Origin of the sequence: Intrasporangium sp. DVR, from assembly GCF_040365325.1 — a bacterium.
Taxonomy (GTDB): Bacteria; Actinomycetota; Actinomycetes; order Actinomycetales; family Dermatophilaceae; genus Intrasporangium.
In genome coordinates, this window is sequence record NZ_BAABZW010000016.1 from 124,468 (window position 1) to 140,663 (window position 16,196).

A 16,196-nucleotide genomic window follows, 5' to 3' on the forward strand; every position below is an offset into this window, starting at 1 on the left:
CGTCATCTCGCCGTCGTCATCTCGCGGTCGTCATCTCCCTGTCGCCGGGTGCGACCGTGTCGTTCCTTCACCCGCTGTTCATGTCCGGTTTCCCCAGAGGTCGGAAGTCCGCGACCGGTCGGTAAACCGGTTCCGCCACCGTGGCGACGTGCAGCAGCTCCTGGCCCTGCCCGACCACGCCGCCACCGCCGCGCCGGTCTCGTCCCCGGCGGCCGGGGGGACCGACCCCAGAACTGCCCGGCTCTCGGCGCGCCGGCGGTGGCCGGGTCCACGGATCGACGTCCAGGGTCATCGGGGCGCCCGCGGTCTGGTCGTCGAGAACACGATCCCGAGCTTCCTCGCGGCCTTCGAGGCCGGTGTCACGGGCGTGGAGCTCGACGTGCGCCTCACGGCCGACGACCAGGTCGTCGTGTGGCACGACCCGCGCATCGAGGCCGACAAGTGCCGGTCCACGACCCACGACTTCACCGGTGCCCTCGTCGCTGACCTCACCTTGGAGCAGCTGCGGACGGTCGACGTCGGCTCGCGCACCGTCCCCGGGTTTCCGGGGCAGCGGGCCGCCGCCGGCGAGCGCATCCCGACCCTGACGGAGGTGCTCGACGTCGGGCGTGAGCGAGCGCCTGGCATCTGGTGGACCATCGAGCTCAAGCTCGACCCCACGGAGCCCGGCGTGGCGGGCACCCGCGTCCGGCTGCTCGACGGGGTGCTGGGTGCGGTCGCGGACGCAGGCACCGGGGCTCGGTCGCTGATCCACTCGTTCGACTGGGCGGTGCTCGAGCGCGCCCGAGAGCTGGCGCCGGACCTGCACCGCTCGGCTCTCGCCGTCACCGGAGTCACCTACGCCGAGGGGTCGCCCTGGCTCGGCAGCGTCGACTGGCGAGACCACGGGGATGACCTCGCCGGTGCCGCTGCGGCGGTCGGTGCCGATGTCGTGTCTCCGCACCACCAGTCCGTCGACGCGCAGTTCGTGGGCCGTGCGCACACCCTGGGCCTCGGCGTGCTGCCCTGGACCGTGAACGAGACGGAGGACGTGCGCCGCGTCGTCGCGGCAGGAGTCGACGGACTGATCACCGACGATCCGGTCAGGGTGCTGTCGATCGTCGGCTGACGCAACGAGGGTCCGACGATCCCCCCGATGCGCCGGACCCTCGTCCCCCTCGCGTGCCCCGCGTGGCCGGTCCCGTGGTCGTGCCAGACTCTGACTGGCACAACGTGTCGTCGAGTCGGTCACGGGGGAGGGCCGGGCGGGCTGGTCCGCCGTTGACTTGAACGGCGTTCCAATGTGCACATCGTGGCGTCGGAGGTGGCAGGTGTCAACTGGTCGGGCCGAGCGCCCTGGGGTCCGTGCGGAGTCCGCCCGAGCCACGCGACGCCGCATCGTCGATGCTGCGACGAGCCTGCTGCTCGCTGAGGGGTACCACGACGTGTCCGTGGCTGCCCTCGCGAAGGCAGCCGGAGTGAGCCCGCAGACCGTGTACAACGCTATCGGGGGAAAGGCGGAGGTCCTCAAGCTCGCCTACGACACCCTCCTGGCGGGCGACGATGCGCCCATCCCGATGTCCGAGCGCCCCGAGTTCCGCGCGATCGCTCAGGCGCCGGACCGGCGCGGGCTCCTCGTCGCGTATGCCGCCCTGTGCGGCCTCATCTACGGGCGGGTCGGGTCGTTGCTCGGTGCGGTCCTCGCGCAGGGACCCGGCGCCGATGCCGGGCTGGCGCGTTTCGTCGAGGCGATCGAGGCTGAGCGCCGCACTGGCAACGCCAACGTGATACGGCTCCTGGACTCCGTCCACGGAACGCCGGAGACCCCGTGCTCCGGGGCGTTCCTCGACGAGATGTGGACCCTCACCGCACCCGAGGTCTACGACCGCCTGGTCCGACGGTGCGGCTGGACGCACGACTCCTACGTCGGCTGGCTCGGCCAGGTCCTCGTCGCTGCCGACGCGCGACACTTCAGGCACCGAGGGGAATGAGTCCGATGCCGTAGCGTGTCGCCATGCTGCGTGTCGGAGTGACCGGGGGGATCGGCTCGGGCAAGTCGACCGTGGCGCGTCGCCTCGCAGAGCTGGGCGCGGTGGTCATCGATGCAGACCAGGTCGCGCGCGAGATCATGGACCCGGGCGAACCCGTCCTCGACGAGGTGCGCCAACGGTTCGGCGACGGGGTTCTTCGACCCGACGGCGCCCTCGATCGGGCTCGTCTCGCCGCCATCGTCTTCACCGACCCTGAGGCGCTCGCCGCACTGGATGCCATCACCGGCCCGGCGATCGCCCGACGGGTGGCGCAGCGGCGCTCGGCGGTGCCTGCGGGCCTCGTCTCCGTCTTCGACATGCCCCTCCTCGTCGAGCGTGGGCTCTGGGTCCGCGAGCACGTCTCGATCGCGGTCGAGACCGAGCTCGAGACGCGGGTCCGTCGGCTCGTCGAGCAGCGCGGGCTGGACGAGCAGGACGCCCGCAACCGGGTCACCGCCCAGGCGTCCGACGCCCAGCGCCGAGCGGCCTGCGACGTCGTCCTGCCCAACGACGGAACCCCGGAGGAGCTCGCGGCGGCTGTCGACGTGCTGTGGCGCGACCGGCTCGCCCCCTGGAACGACAACCTCGTCCACGGGCGGGCCTCGCGACGCCCCGACCGTGGCGCCGTCGTCGCCCCACGCCGGGACTGGGGTCAGCGTGGCGGCCGGTTCGTCGCGAAGCTCGCGCACGCCCTGCGTGACATCAGCGCCGTCACCGAGGTGGAGCACATCGGCTCCACCTCCGTGCCGGAGCTGCCGGCCAAGGACGTCCTCGACATCCAGGTCGGCATCCGCGACCTCCGCGCCGCCGACGAGCCGCCGTTCGCCGCGGCCATGCTCGAGGCGGGACTGCTGCGCTTCCCGGACCTGACCGCCGACTCGCCCCACCCTCCCGGCTCCGACCCCACCGGCTGGGGGAAGCGGGTGTACGGCTCGACCGACCCGGCCACCATCGCCCACGTCCACGTGCGCGAGACCGGTTCCGCGGGGTGGCGCTTTGCCCTGCTGTTCCGCGACTGGCTGATCCACCAGCCAGCCGAACGCCTCGCCTACGCCGCCGAGAAGAGCCGGCTCCTCGCCGTCGACGACACGACCTCGACCTACACGGAGGCGAAGGAGCCGTGGTTCGCCGACGCCCACCCCCGTGCCGAGGCGTGGGCGGCACGGACGAGCTGGACCCCGCGCTGAGGTCAGCGGGGGCACCCGGGGAAGTCAGCGGCATACGACGTTGTTGAGGCTCTCGTGAGAGGTGAGTACAAGGTTCCCGGCGGCAAGCTCGTGGCAGTCGACCTCGAGGTCTCCGACGGGAGGCTCTCCGAGGTCAGCGTCTCGGGTGACTTCTTCCTCGAGCCCGACGAGGCACTCGAGGACATCAACGCGGCACTGGGCGGGCTCCCGGTCGACTCAGGGGTCGAGCAGCTCGCCGCCGCTGTCGACTCGGCGCTCGACGAGGCGGTGTCGCTCATCGGCTTCACGCCCGAGGCCATCGGCATCGCGGTCCGGCGAGCCCTCGGCAAGGCCACCGGATGGCACGACCACGTCTTCGACGTCATCGCCCCGCTCACCCTTGACCCGGCCATGCACGTCGCCCTCGACGAGGTCATCGCTCGTGAGGTGGCAGCCGGTGAACGCCCGCCCACCCTGAGGTTCTGGGACTGGGACCGCCCTCTCGTCGTCATCGGCTCCTTCCAGAGCGTGCGCAACGAGGTCGACCCCGACGGGGCCGCGCGCCACGAGATCGAGGTGGTCCGCCGGGTGTCCGGCGGCGGAGCGATGTTCATGGAGCCCGGCAACACCATCACCTACTCCCTCGTCGTGCCCAGCTCGCTCGTCGAGGGCCTCAGCTTCGAACGCTCGTACTCCTTCCTCGACGACTGGGTGATCGGGGCGCTCGCCGACGTCGGGGTGCGGGCACACTTCGTGCCGCTCAACGACATCGCGAGCGACCAGGGCAAGATCGGCGGCGCCGCTCAGAAGCGGTTGGTGTCGGGCGCCGTCCTCCATCACGTGACCATGGCCTACGACATCGACGCCGACAAGATGCTCGAGGTGCTGCGGATCGGGCGCGAGAAGCTGTCGGACAAGGGCACCCGGTCGGCGAACAAGCGGGTCGACCCGATGCGGTCGCAGACCGGCATGTCGCGCGAGGCGATCATCGACAGCTTCATGGCGTCGTTCGCCCGCACCCACCGGACGGTTCCGGGGACGTACACCGCCGCGGAGCTCGAGGCCGCCCAGGCGCTCGTCGACACGAAGTTCGCGACCCACGAGTGGACCCACCGTGTCCCGTGACCCGGCCCAGCGGCATACGGCACGGGTGTTGTCGGCGCCGGCACGTACCGTGTAGTCATGCGTCCCACGACCGATCTGCAGCGCACCGTGGCCCCCTTCGAGGTGATCTCGGACTACCGGCCGAGCGGTGACCAGCCCCAGGCGATCGCGGAGCTCGCGCGGCGGATCACGGCGGGGGAGCAGGACATCGTCCTCCTCGGAGCGACCGGCACCGGCAAGTCCGCGACGACGGCCTGGCTCATCGAGCAGGTGCAGCGCCCCACGCTCGTCATGGCGCCCAACAAGACCCTCGCGGCGCAGCTGGCCAACGAGTTCCGCGAGCTGATGCCCAACAACGCCGTCGAGTACTTCGTCTCGTACTACGACTACTACCAGCCCGAGGCCTACATCCCGCAGACGGACACCTACATCGAGAAGGACAGCTCGGTCAACGACGAGGTCGAGCGGCTCCGGCACTCGGCGACCAACTCGCTGCTGACCCGCCGCGACGTCATCGTCGTCGCCTCGGTCTCGTGCATCTACGGCCTCGGCACCCCGCAGGAGTACGTCGACCGGATGGCGCGGATCAAGGTCGGCGACGAGGTGGACCGGGACTCGCTGCTCCGGCGCTTCGTCGAGATGCAGTACTCGCGCAACGACCTCGCCTTCACCCGGGGCACCTTCCGGGTGCGCGGCGACACCGTCGAGATCATCCCCGTCTACGAGGAGCTCGCCATCCGCATCGAGTTCTTCGGCGACGAGATCGAGCGGATCTACACCCTGCACCCGGTCACCGGCGAGGTCGTTCACGAGGAGCAGGAGATGTACGTCTTCCCGGCGTCGCACTACGTCGCCGGTCCGGAGCGCATGGAGCGCGCGATCCGCGGCATCGAGCTCGAGCTCGAGGACCAGCTCACCCGGTTCGAGAAGCAGGGCAAGCTCCTCGAGGCGCAGCGCCTGCGGATGCGCACGACCTATGACATCGAGATGATGCGGCAGGTCGGCTTCTGCTCCGGCATCGAGAACTACTCGCGGCACATCGACGGCCGCGGGGCCGGGTCGGCCCCGAACTGCCTGCTCGACTACTTCCCCGAGGACTTCCTGCTCGTCATCGACGAGTCGCACCAGACCGTCCCCCAGATCGGGGCCATGTACGAAGGTGACATGTCCCGCAAGCGGATGCTCGTCGAGCACGGCTTCCGCCTGCCCAGCGCGATGGACAACCGCCCGCTCAAGTGGGAGGAGTTCCTCGAGCGGATCGGCCAGACGGTGTACCTGTCGGCCACGCCGGGGGAGTACGAGCTGGCCAAGTCGGGCCGGAGCGGACCTCCCGTCGAGCAGATCATCCGACCGACGGGCCTGATCGACCCCGAGGTGGTGCTCAAGCCGACCAAGGGCCAGATCGACGACCTCATGGACGAGATCCGCATCCGGGTCGACCGCAACGAGCGGGTGCTCGTCACGACCCTGACGAAGAAGATGGCCGAGGACCTCACCGACTACCTTCTCGACAAGGGGATCCGGGTCCGCTACCTGCACAGCGACATCGACACGTTGCGTCGGGTAGAGCTGCTGCGGGAGCTGCGTCAGGGCGTCTTCGACGTGCTCGTCGGCATCAACCTGCTCCGTGAGGGCCTCGACCTGCCCGAGGTGTCGCTCGTGTCGATCCTCGACGCCGACAAGGAGGGCTTCCTCCGGTCCGCCCGATCCCTGATCCAGACCATCGGCCGGGCCGCGCGCAACGTCTCGGGGCAGGTGCACATGTACGCCGACAAGATCACCCCGTCGATGCAGGAGGCCCTCGACGAGACGAACCGTCGACGCGACAAGCAGCTGGCGTACAACCGCGAGATGGGGATCGACCCGCAGCCCCTCCGCAAGAAGATCGCCGACATCACCGACCTGCTGCAGCGCGAGGACGCCGACACGCAGGAGCTCCTCGGGTCCGGGCGGATGCAGTCCCGCGGCAAGAGCGGCGCGGGGCGCGGCGCGGTCGCGGCGGACGTCGGCGTGTCCACGGGCCGACGGGGGGACCGGCCGGCCGACCTCGCGGCAGCCGACCTCGCCGGGATCATCCAGGAGCTGACCGAGCAGATGCACCAGGCCGCTGCGGAGCTCCACTTCGAGCTAGCGGCGCGGCTTCGCGACGAGATCAGCGACCTGAAGAAAGAGCTGCGCCAGATGACCGAGGCCACCCGCTAGCCGGGTCGGACCCGGGCCACGGTCCGCCCACCGGGCGAGATTTGGGCAGACGCTCACCGGGATGAAACACTCAGTCGTTCACGGAGGGGAGTATCCCCGAAGCGATGGGTTCGTCATCACGGCTCCGACATGGTCGGTCCCGGGCTCATCGGCCGGCCTGCAGGGCGGGAGAGACCTCCGGTTGCTCACGTTGTCCGATCGACGCTGTAACCGGAAGGCGCTCACATGAACGTTCCCACCTGGGGTTGGTACCTCACCCTCGGGCTGATGACCATCGTCCTGCTCATCGATGTCTTCGTCATCGCCCGCCGGCCGCACGTCCCCTCGATGGGGGAGGCGAGCCGGCACCTGGTGTTCTACGTCACCGCCGCGGTCTTCTTCGGTCTGTTCGTGTGGTGGGAGTGGGGCGGCCAGTACGCCGGGGAGTTCTTCGCCGGCTGGTTGACCGAGTACTCCCTGTCGGTCGACAACCTCTTCGTCTTCCTGCTCATCATGCAGAGCTTCCGCGTGCCGCAGCGGCTCCAGCAGTCCGCGCTGATGATCGGCATCGTCATCGCCATCGTGCTGCGCGGCATCTTCATCGCGCTCGGCGCGGTCGTCATCAACGCGTACGCCTGGGTGTTCTACATCTTCGGTGCCTTCCTCATCTACACGGCGATCAAGCTCGCCAAGGGTGGGGAGACGGACGACGACGAGTACCACGAGAACCGCTTCCTCCTCTGGGTCGAGAAGACCTTCCCGGCGACCAAGGAGTGGCACGGCGCCCACCTGACCATCGTGCGGAGCGGCAAGCGTCTGATCACCCCGATGATGATCGTCATCCTCGCGCTCGGCACCACCGACCTGCTCTTCGCGCTCGACTCGATCCCAGCGATCTACGGGCTGACCAAGGAGCCGTTCCTCGTCCTGACGGCCAACATCTTCGCCCTGATGGGTCTGCGCCAGCTCTACTTCCTCATCGGCGGGCTCCTCAAGCGCCTCGTCTACCTCAGCGTCGGCCTGGCCGTGCTCCTCGGCTTCATCGGCGTGAAGCTGATCCTGCACGCCCTCCACGAGAACAACCTGCCGTTCATCAACGGCGGCGAGCCGATCCACGCCGTGCCCGACATCCCCATCAGCGTCTCGCTCGGGGCGATCGTCCTCATCCTCGGCGTGACCACCATCGCCAGCCTGCTCAAGACGCGCCGGGATGCCCGCTCCGAAGCCCGCTCCGCGGCGTCCGTCGACAGCGGGTCGAGCCAGGGTGGGCAGGGCTGAGAAGACGCAGCGTGACCGGTCCGATCGCGATGACCGTGTCGGCGAGGGAGCGCCGGCAGCCCGTGGGTGCGGTCTCCGGGACGGAAGGGTCCGTCCGCGGGGACGGGTCAGCCTGAGCCGACGACCGCGTCGGGCGGGTCCTGCTTGCGCTTGGCGCTGAGGACCATGGCGCTGGCGATGACGACGAGGCCCAGGCCGAGCACCTGCCCGGCGTCGAGGACCTGGCCGAGCACGATGAGGCCGGCGAGTGCGGCAACGGCCGGCTCGAGGCTGAGCAGGATCCCGAAGACGCCCTGGCTCAGGTGGCGCAGCGCCATCAGCTCGAGCGAGTAGGGCAGGACGGAGCTGAGCACCGCGATGCCGAGCCCGAGGCCGACGATCTGCGGCGTCCACGCGTCGACGGAGGCGAGACCGAACGGGGTGACGACGGCGGTGGAGACGATGAGCGCGACGGCGAGGCCGTCCAAGCCGTCGAAGAGGCTCCCGGTGCGCTGGCTGAGCACGATGTAGGCGGCCCACATGACGCCGGCCGCGCCGGCCCAGAACAGACCGATCGGCTCGAAGCGGCCCCACGTGGCGTCGGTCGCGCCGGACACCAGGGCGACGCCGAGTCCCGCGGCCAGCACGGCGGCGATGTCACGCGGTCGCCGGCTGAGGACGGCCGCGAGCGCCAGGGGGCCGAGGAACTCCACCGTGACCGCCACGCCGATCGGCAGGTAGGCCAGCGAGGAGTAGAAGGCGGTGTTCATCGCGGCCAGGGCCAGTCCGAAGAGGACGACGGTGGCCCAGGCCCGCGCCGAACGTCCGAACAGCCGCGGACGGGCGACGGCGCACAGGATCACCATGGCGAAGGCGAGCCGCATCATGACCGAGCCGACCGCCCCGATCCTCGGCACCAAGGTGGCGGCCAGGGCGCCGCCGAACTGGACGGACACGACCCCGCCGAGGACGAGCAGGGGGGCGGTGGAGCGGTCCAGCCTCATCGACGGACCACGCCTGCGGTGGGTCGGGGCGTCCCGACCACCGCGCGTCCAGCTGCGGTCTCGGGAGAAGTCGGGCGCGGCACGGACGCCATCCTTGCATGCGACCTGAGCGGGCCTGAGGCGACGAAGGGCTGACACGAACGGTTCGGCCGTCGTACCGTCAAGTCATGGGCGAGATCACGGTGGAAGAACTCGAAGGCCCCAGGCACCGGCCTGACCCGGAGGATGCCCTGGTCGTCATGCAGGGCTGGCTGCACGCACCCAAGGAGTGGGACGGCACCCGACTGGAGCGACTCTGGAACGACAAGCACGGGCGGTCGCGACTCGGTGTCGGGCTGTGCGTGGCCAACAGCCCGAGGCGCCACTTCGTCGTGAGCAACGTCCCCTACGACGTCGAGGCCGTGCGTGCCGAGCTCGAGTCGCTCATCGCGGAGCTCGAGTCGGGGCCGGACGAGGCCGTCTCCGACCCGCAGACGGTCCCCGCCGAGGACGTGGGCTGACGTCGATCACGTCAGCGTGAGGTCACCATCCCCGGCGGCGCCAGTCGTCGAGGTGGGGGCGTTCGGCGCCGAGCGTCGAGTCGTCGCCGTGGCCGGGGTAGAACCACGTCGCGTCGTCGTACCGGTCGAACACCCGGGCTTCGAGGTCGCCCATGAGGGAGGCGAAGTCGACGGGGCTTGTTGTACGCCCAGCACCCCCCGGGAAGAGCGAGTCCCCGGTGAACAGGTGGGTGGACCCGGCCGGGTCGGAGTAGGCCAGCGCGATCGAGCCCGGGGTGTGACCGCGCAGGTGGAGGATGTCGAGGGCGATCTGCCCGAAGCGCACCACGTCGCCCTGGCCCACCCGTTGGGCGACCGGGACGGGCAGGTCGTCGGCGTCCTCCTCCCCGGCGATGGTGCGTGCGCCCGTGGCGGCGACGACCTCCGCCAAAGCGCGGACGTGGTCCCAGTGCCGGTGGGTCGTGGCCACTGCCTCGAGGCCCGTTCCGCCCGAGCCGACGACCTCGAGGATCCGGTGCGCGTCGTCGGCTGCATCGATCAGCAGCTGGCTGCCGGTCGCGCGGCACGTCAGCAGGTAGACGTTGTTGCTCATCTCCGAGACGGCGAGCTTGCGGATCGTCAGGTCCCTCAGCTCGCGGACGGCGACGGGCCCGTCAGGAACGACGTGTCCGGTGTAGTCGTCGCCGCGCCCGTCCCGGCCGGTGGTCTCCGTGCCCGGTGAGCCGGTCATGGCCTCAGCCTCCGAAGGGAAGCCGGGGGAGGGCGTCGGAGTGGTCCCGGAGGGCGTCGGCGCGTCCCCGCGCGAGCCAGAGGAGCACGCCGTGCCGGGGACCGGTGATCGTGCTGCCACCGTCACCGACGGTCCACTCCTCGCCCTCGTCGGTCCGGATGAGGAGACCCGGGACGCCGTCGCTCGACCCCAGCCGGCGAACGGTGTCCTCGAGGAAGAGATGGACGAGCTCCTCGGGGGCCGATTCGAAGGTGTATCCGGCATCGAGGTCGACGTGGTGCCAGACCACCTCGCGCAGCCGCATGAACGGGACCCGCTCGGCGGCGATGAGCTGGCCACCGGGCACCCGCTCGACGGTGGTGCCGACATGCTCGATCCCGAGCCGGGTGATCTGCGGCGCCAGCGCCGCCGCCGTCACCCGCACGTCCGCGGCGAGCTCGGCGGCCGGCCGGCCGGCGCCGGCCTCGATGTCGGAGTCCCTCGCCTCGGGCGACTCGTACATCGTCTCTGCGGCGCCGGTGAGCACGGCGGCGCAGACCCTGCCGAGCCCCTCGGCATTGCGCGCCAGATGGGTGAGCACGTGACCGCGGGTCCAGCCGGCGCACAGCGACTCGGCGCGCACGTCATCGTCGGCGAACGACTCAGCCGTGGCGACGAGGCGTTCGGTCTCGCTCGGCAGGAGTCTGGTGGACAGGTCAATGAGGTGCATGTCGTGCCTTTCCGGTCGCCTCGGCCAGCGCGAGAGCCGCGCCGACCAGGGTCAGGTGCGAGAACGCCTGGGGGAAGTTGCCCACCATGCGCCCGTTGGCGGGGTCGTACTCCTCCGACAGCAGTCCGACGTCGTTGACGAGGCCGACGAGGCGGTCCATCAACGCGGTCGCCTCGGCCACCATCCCCGCCTTCGCGTAGGCGACGACGAGCCAGAAGGAGCAGGCGAGGAAGGGGTGCTCGTCGCCCTCGAGGCCGTCGACGCCCGTCTGCGTGCGGTAGCGCAGGACGAGGCCGTCGCGCATCAGGTCCTGCTCGACGGCCCTGATGGTCGCGAGCATGCGCGGGTCGTCACCGGGGAGGAAGCCGACGGCCGAGAGGGTGAGCAGGGACGCATCGACCTCGGTCGTGTCGTAGTGCTGGACGAAGCTCTGCCGCTCGTCGTTCCAGCCCTTGTCCATCACCTCGGCCCGGACGAGGTCGCGCAGCTCCCGCCACTGGTCGACCGGACCGTCGAGACCATGCTCCTCGACGGCCTGGATCGCCCGGTCGAAGGCCGCCCAGACCATGACGCGCGAATGGGTGAAGTGCCGCACCGGGCCGCGGATCTCCCACAGCCCGTTGTCGGCCTGCTGCCAGTGCTCGGCGAGGTTGCCGACGAGGGCGCGCTGGAGGTTCCATGAGTCGGCGGTCTCGGTGAGGCCCCGCTGGCGGGCGTGCTCCAGGGCGATCATCACCTCGCCGAGCACGTCCGTCTGACGCTGCCCCACGGCGCCGTTGCCGATGCGCACGGGACGGGAGTCGGCGTACCCGGGCAGGTGCGAGAGCTCACGCTCCGGCAGGTCGCGGGCCCCGTCGACGCAGTACATGATCTGGATGTCGTCCGGGTCGCCGGCCACGGCCCGGAGCAGCCACTGCCGCCACAGGTCGGTCTCCTCGACGTAGCCGCAGGCGAGCAGCGCCTCCAGCGTGAGCGCGGCGTCACGGAGCCAGCAGAACCGGTAGTCCCAGTTGCGCTCGCCGCCGAAGTCCTCGGGAAGCGAGGTCGTCGGGGCCGCGACGATGCCGCCGGTGACCCCGTGGCTGAGGAGACGGAGCACGAGCAGGGAGCGGGTGACGACGTCCTCGTAGGGGCCGTCGTAGTCGCTCCGAGCCGCCCACCCGCGGGTCCGCTCGATGGTGTCGGCGATGCGGTCCATCACCTTGAGCGGCGGAGGGACGGTCTCGTGGCTGCGGAACCAGGTCGTCGCGAAGGTGTAGACCTGGCCGGCCGCGACGTCGAACTCGTCGACGTGGTGGCCGTCCTCGGGGCGGGGGAGACGGGCGCCCCGCAGGACGATCATGTCCGGGCCGGCGACCGCGGTGATGACCTGGTCGACGCCCGCCTCGCGCTCCTCGCTGTGCCGGCTGACCCAGGGACGCATCCGGCCGTAGCCGAAGCGCACGATCCACTCGTGCCGGATGCGAACGGTGCCGCTCACGCCCTCGATGCGCCGGAGGACGTCGGCCCTGCCGTCGCCGAGGGGCATGAGGTCGAGCACCCGGACGACGCCGGTCGACGTCTCGTGCGTCGTCTCGAGGACGAACGAGTCGTCGAGGTAGCGACGGGTGGTCCTGACGTCCGGGTCAACCGGCCCCAGCAGCCAGCGGCCGTTCTCACGCGTCCCGAGGAGGGCGGCGAAGCAGGCATGCGAGTCGAACCGCGGCAGACACAGCCAGTCGACCGACCCCTCGCGACTCACGAGCGCGGCCGTCCCGGTGTCGCCGAGGACGGCGTAGTCCTCGATCGGGGTGACGTTCCCCGCCGGCCAGTTCTCGCTCACAAGCATCACCGTATGCCGCTGGGCTCGCTCGGGGGTGGATGTGCCCTCAGTCGTCGGCCGGGCTGGAAGGAGGGCCGGCGGCGGGAGCCCGCCCAGCGGCATACGGCATCTCACGGATTCAGGCACTGTCGGTCCGGCAACCTAGCATGGGGCGCGTGACTGCTACGCCCTCGGATCGGCACCCCACCTCTCACTCTCTCGTCGTGCGCGGGGCGCGCGAGCACAATCTCAAGGACGTGTCGGTCGACCTGCCCCGCGACAGCCTCGTCGTCTTCACCGGCCTGTCGGGCTCCGGCAAGTCGTCGCTCGCCTTCGACACGATCTTCGCGGAGGGCCAGCGACGCTACGTCGAGTCCCTGTCCTCCTACGCACGCCAGTTCCTCGGACAGATGGACAAGCCGGACGTCGACTTCATCGAGGGACTGTCGCCCGCGGTCTCGATCGACCAGAAGTCGACCAACCGCAACCCGCGCTCGACGGTGGGCACGATCACCGAGGTCTACGACTACCTGCGGCTCCTCTTCGCGCGCGCTGGGCGCCCGCACTGCCCGGTCTGCGGCGAGCCGGTGACGCGGCAGACGCCGCAGCAGATCGTCGACCAGCTCCTGACGCTGGAGGACCGCACCCGCTTCCAGGTGCTCGCCCCCGTCGTCCAGGGCCGCAAGGGCGAGTTCGTCGACCTCTTCGCCGAGCTGCAGACCAAGGGCTTCTCCCGCGCCCGCGTCGACGGGGAGGTCGTCTCCCTCGCCGAGCCGCCCAAGCTCGAGAAGCAGCGCAAGCACACCATCGAGGTCGTCGTCGACCGGCTCGTCGCGAAGGGTGACGACTCCGGCGCCAAGCGACGGCTCACCGACTCCGTGGAGACAGCGCTCGGCCTGGCCAGCGGGATCCTCATCGTCGACTTCGTCGACCGTGAGGCCAAGGACCCGGCCCGGCAGCGGCGGTTCTCCGAGAAGATGGCCTGCCCCAACAACCACCCCTTGGGGATGGACGAGATCCAGCCGCGGTCGTTCTCCTTCAACTCGCCGTTCGGGGCCTGCCCCGAGTGCACCGGCATCGGCACCGAGCTCGAGGTCGACCCCGAGCTCATCGTGCCCAACGACGACCTCAGCCTCGCCGAGGGGGCGATCCAGCCCTGGGCCCAGGGGAGCGGTTCGGCGGAGTACTTCCAGCGGGTCATGGCGGCGCTCGCCGAGGACCTCAAGTTCTCGATGGACGTCCCCTGGCGGGCACTCCCGGAGCGGGCCAGGCAGGCCCTGCTCCATGGGGAGAACTACAAGGTCCACGTGCGGTACCGCAACCGCTACGGTCGCGACCGGTCCTACACGACGGGGTTCGAGGGTGCGGTGCCCTTCATCAAGCGCCGGCACGCCGAGACCGAGTCCGAGTGGAGCCGCGAGCGCTACGAGGGCTACATGCGCGAGGTGCCCTGCCCGGTCTGCAAGGGCGCCCGGCTCAAGCCCGAGTCGCTCGCGGTCCTGATCGACGGCAGGAACATCTCGGAGGTGTGCGCCCTCGCCATCAGTGATGCGGCAGGCTTCCTCGACGACGTCGAGTTCACCCCTCGCGAGCGGCAGATCGCCGAGCGGGTGATCAAGGAGATCGACGCCCGGCTCGGCTTCCTCGTCGACGTCGGCCTCGACTACCTCTCCCTCGACCGGGCGGCCGGGACCCTCTCGGGCGGTGAGGCGCAGCGGATCCGGCTGGCGACCCAGATCGGGTCCGGCCTGGTCGGTGTCCTCTACGTCCTCGACGAGCCGTCCATCGGGCTGCACCAGCGTGACAACCACCGCCTCATCGAGACGCTGACCCGGCTGCGCGACCTCGGCAACACGCTCATCGTCGTCGAGCACGACGAGGACACCATCGCCACCGCCGACTGGGTCGTCGACATCGGTCCCGGCGCCGGAGAGCACGGTGGTCACGTGGTCCACTCCGGCCCGGTCAAGGGGCTGCTCGAGCACCCGGACTCCCTCACCGGCATGTACCTCTCCGGCCGCCGCGAGATCCCGGTCCCGGCGGTCCGCCGCGGCCATGACGGGCGCACGATCACCGTGACCGGGGCCCGCGAGAACAACCTCCGCGACGTCACGGTCGACTTCCCCCTCGGCAACCTCGTCGCCGTGACCGGCGTGTCCGGGTCCGGCAAGTCGACGCTGGTCAACGACATCCTCTACAACGTCCTGGCCAACCGCCTCAACAACGCCAAGCGCGTGCCCGGTCGGCACAAGTCGGTGAGCGGGCTCGACCACCTGGACAAGGTCGTCCATGTGGACCAGAGCCCGATCGGGCGGACCCCGCGATCGAACCCAGCCACCTACACCGGCGTCTTCGACAACATGCGCAAGCTGTTCGCCGAGACGACCGAGGCCAAGGTGCGGGGCTACCAGCCCGGCCGGTTCTCGTTCAACGTCAAGGGCGGACGCTGCGAGAACTGCGCCGGCGACGGCACGATCAAGATCGAGATGAACTTCCTGCCCGACGTCTACGTGCCGTGCGAGGTGTGCCACGGCGCCCGCTACAACCGAGAGACCCTCGAGGTCCACTTCAAGGGCAAGACGATCGCCGACGTGCTCGACATGCCGATCGAGGAGGCCGCCGAGTTCTTCGAGGCCGTCCCGGCCATCTCGCGGCACCTGAAGACCCTCAACGACGTCGGGCTCGGCTACGTCCGCCTCGGCCAGCCCGCCCCGACCCTGTCCGGCGGCGAGGCCCAGCGGGTCAAGCTCGCCAGCGAGCTGCAGAAGCGGTCGTCCGGACGGACCGTCTACGTCCTCGACGAGCCGACCACCGGTCTGCACTTCGAGGACATCCGCAAGCTCCTCGACGTGCTCCAGAACCTCGTCGACAAGGGCAACACCGTCCTCGTCATCGAGCACAACCTCGATGTCATCAAGAACGCCGACTGGATCATCGACCTCGGGCCTGAGGGTGGGTCAGGTGGCGGTCAGGTCGTCGCCGAGGGCACGCCCGAGGACGTGGCCCAGATCGAGGCCAGCCACACGGGACGCTTCCTTCGCCCCATCCTCGAGCGGACCGCTCGCACCCCCTCGCGGTCCACGGGCGGCGGTCGGACCACGTCGAGCCGGGGTGGGAGTGGGTCGACGCGCTCCGCCGGGTCGAGGGCCCGGACGACGGCTGCCGCGGCCAAGAGCACCCCGAACGTGACGGTCCGTGCCACCGCGGCCTCGGCCTCGGCCGCCAAGCGCGCGCCACGAGCCAGGCGAACGACGAAGGAGACCACATGAGCGACGTGCACACGGGTCGCAGGACCGTGCTGTTCGGGGTGGCGGCGGCCGGGGCCCTGTCGGCGTGCAGCAGCCCCCCAGTCCCCACCCGGCAGCCCGCAGTCGAGCCCACGGCCGCGTCTCGGACCACGGGCACCGGCGCCACCGGTCAGGCCCCGACCGCCGCAGGCAACCCGGTCTCCGAGATCCCCGTCGGCGGCGGCAAGATCTTCCCGGCCCAGAAGGTCGTCGTCACCCAGCCCACTGCCGGCACGCTCAAGGCGTTCTCGACGACGTGCACCCACCAGGGGTGCGCCGTGACGAGCGTCCGTGACGGTCACATCATCTGTCCGTGTCACGGCAGCGCCTTCGACATCGAGTCCGGGACTCCCACCCAGGACAGCCAGGCCAAGCGGCCGCTCGAGGCGAAGTCGGTCACTGTCTCGGGTGACACCTTCACGGTGAGCTGACCCACTCGACGCCCCCA

12 protein-coding genes and 1 pseudogene are annotated in these 16,196 nt (G+C 70.3%); 9 read left to right on the top strand and 4 right to left on the bottom strand.

Annotation, left to right across the window (positions count from 1 at the left end; translation table 11 throughout):
• Positions 1 to 148 precede the first annotated feature (148 nt).
• The 6 genes and pseudogenes from ABWV20_RS12615 (at position 149) to ABWV20_RS12640 (ending at position 7,738) form a co-directional block, all read left to right on the top strand.
• The gene (locus ABWV20_RS12615) at positions 149 to 1,108 is read left to right on the top strand and encodes a glycerophosphodiester phosphodiesterase family protein (protein WP_353355520.1); all 960 of its coding nucleotides are present in this window, start codon (positions 149 to 151) and stop codon (positions 1,106 to 1,108) included.
• A gap of 172 nt (positions 1,109 to 1,280) precedes the next feature.
• Positions 1,281 to 1,499: pseudogene (locus ABWV20_RS19355) on the top strand (TetR/AcrR family transcriptional regulator); the annotation flags it as partial.
• Between the two features lie 494 nt (positions 1,500 to 1,993).
• The gene (gene coaE, locus ABWV20_RS12625) at positions 1,994 to 3,196 is read left to right on the top strand and encodes a dephospho-CoA kinase (RefSeq protein ID WP_353355524.1); all 1,203 of its coding nucleotides are present in this window, start codon (positions 1,994 to 1,996) and stop codon (positions 3,194 to 3,196) included.
• Positions 3,197 to 3,250: 54 nt separating this feature from the next.
• Positions 3,251 to 4,300, top strand: a complete 1,050-nt coding sequence (gene lplAB / locus ABWV20_RS12630; protein ID WP_353355526.1) for a lipoate-protein ligase LplAB — start codon at positions 3,251 to 3,253, stop codon at positions 4,298 to 4,300.
• Positions 4,301 to 4,357: 57 nt separating this feature from the next.
• Positions 4,358 to 6,481, top strand: coding sequence for an excinuclease ABC subunit UvrB (gene uvrB / locus ABWV20_RS12635; RefSeq protein ID WP_353355528.1), 2,124 nt, complete (start codon positions 4,358 to 4,360; stop codon positions 6,479 to 6,481).
• 225 nt (positions 6,482 to 6,706) lie between these two features.
• Positions 6,707 to 7,738: a TerC family protein gene (locus ABWV20_RS12640; RefSeq protein WP_353355530.1), complete on the top strand. Its 1,032-nt coding sequence runs from the start codon at positions 6,707 to 6,709 to the stop codon at positions 7,736 to 7,738.
• Between the two features lie 107 nt (positions 7,739 to 7,845).
• Here ABWV20_RS12640 and ABWV20_RS12645 read toward each other — a convergent pair whose 3' ends face one another.
• Positions 7,846 to 8,721, bottom strand: a complete 876-nt coding sequence (locus tag ABWV20_RS12645) for an EamA family transporter (protein ID WP_353355532.1) — start codon at positions 8,719 to 8,721, stop codon at positions 7,846 to 7,848.
• Between the two features lie 167 nt (positions 8,722 to 8,888).
• Between ABWV20_RS12645 and ABWV20_RS12650 the strand changes: the two genes are divergently transcribed.
• Entirely contained in the window at positions 8,889 to 9,221 is a 333-nt protein-coding gene (locus tag ABWV20_RS12650) for a hypothetical protein (protein WP_353355534.1), read from the top strand.
• Between the two features lie 22 nt (positions 9,222 to 9,243).
• On the opposite strand, the gene ABWV20_RS12655 is transcribed toward ABWV20_RS12650, so the two are convergent.
• The 3 genes from ABWV20_RS12655 to ABWV20_RS12665 are packed head-to-tail and all read right to left on the bottom strand — an operon-like array spanning position 9,244 to position 12,482.
• A complete protein-coding gene (locus tag ABWV20_RS12655) occupies positions 9,244 to 9,951 on the bottom strand; it encodes an MBL fold metallo-hydrolase (protein ID WP_353355536.1) in 708 nt (235 codons plus the stop codon).
• Positions 9,952 to 9,955: 4 nt separating this feature from the next.
• Entirely contained in the window at positions 9,956 to 10,660 is a 705-nt protein-coding gene (locus ABWV20_RS12660; protein ID WP_353355538.1) for a maleylpyruvate isomerase family mycothiol-dependent enzyme, read from the bottom strand.
• Positions 10,647 to 12,482 (bottom strand): glycoside hydrolase family 15 protein, encoded by a 1,836-nt coding sequence (locus ABWV20_RS12665; protein WP_353355540.1) that lies wholly within the window; start codon positions 12,480 to 12,482, stop codon positions 10,647 to 10,649. Before ABWV20_RS12665 ends, ABWV20_RS12660 begins: the two co-directional genes overlap by 14 nt.
• 146 nt (positions 12,483 to 12,628) lie before the next feature.
• Between ABWV20_RS12665 and uvrA the strand changes: the two genes are divergently transcribed.
• A complete protein-coding gene (gene uvrA, locus ABWV20_RS12670) occupies positions 12,629 to 15,730 on the top strand; it encodes an excinuclease ABC subunit UvrA (protein ID WP_353355542.1) in 3,102 nt (1,033 codons plus the stop codon).
• Positions 15,727 to 16,179: a Rieske (2Fe-2S) protein gene (locus tag ABWV20_RS12675; protein WP_353355544.1), complete on the top strand. Its 453-nt coding sequence runs from the start codon at positions 15,727 to 15,729 to the stop codon at positions 16,177 to 16,179. The genes uvrA and ABWV20_RS12675 overlap by 4 nt, the downstream gene beginning before the upstream one ends.
• Positions 16,180 to 16,196: the final 17 nt, after the last annotated feature.

Coding starts and splice junctions, on each gene's coding strand:
- uvrA (WP_353355542.1), top strand. CDS start 12,629: ATGGGGCGCGTGACTGCTACGCCCTCGGATCGGCACCCCACCTCTCAC.
- ABWV20_RS12660 (WP_353355538.1), bottom strand. CDS start 10,660: ATGCACCTCATTGACCTGTCCACCAGACTCCTGCCGAGCGAGACCGAA.
- ABWV20_RS12655 (WP_353355536.1), bottom strand. CDS start 9,951: ATGACCGGCTCACCGGGCACGGAGACCACCGGCCGGGACGGGCGCGGC.
- ABWV20_RS12675 (WP_353355544.1), top strand. CDS start 15,727: ATGAGCGACGTGCACACGGGTCGCAGGACCGTGCTGTTCGGGGTGGCG.
- uvrB (WP_353355528.1), top strand. CDS start 4,358: ATGCGTCCCACGACCGATCTGCAGCGCACCGTGGCCCCCTTCGAGGTG.
- coaE (WP_353355524.1), top strand. CDS start 1,994: ATGCTGCGTGTCGGAGTGACCGGGGGGATCGGCTCGGGCAAGTCGACC.
- ABWV20_RS12650 (WP_353355534.1), top strand. CDS start 8,889: ATGGGCGAGATCACGGTGGAAGAACTCGAAGGCCCCAGGCACCGGCCT.
- ABWV20_RS12640 (WP_353355530.1), top strand. CDS start 6,707: ATGAACGTTCCCACCTGGGGTTGGTACCTCACCCTCGGGCTGATGACC.
- ABWV20_RS12645 (WP_353355532.1), bottom strand. CDS start 8,721: ATGAGGCTGGACCGCTCCACCGCCCCCCTGCTCGTCCTCGGCGGGGTC.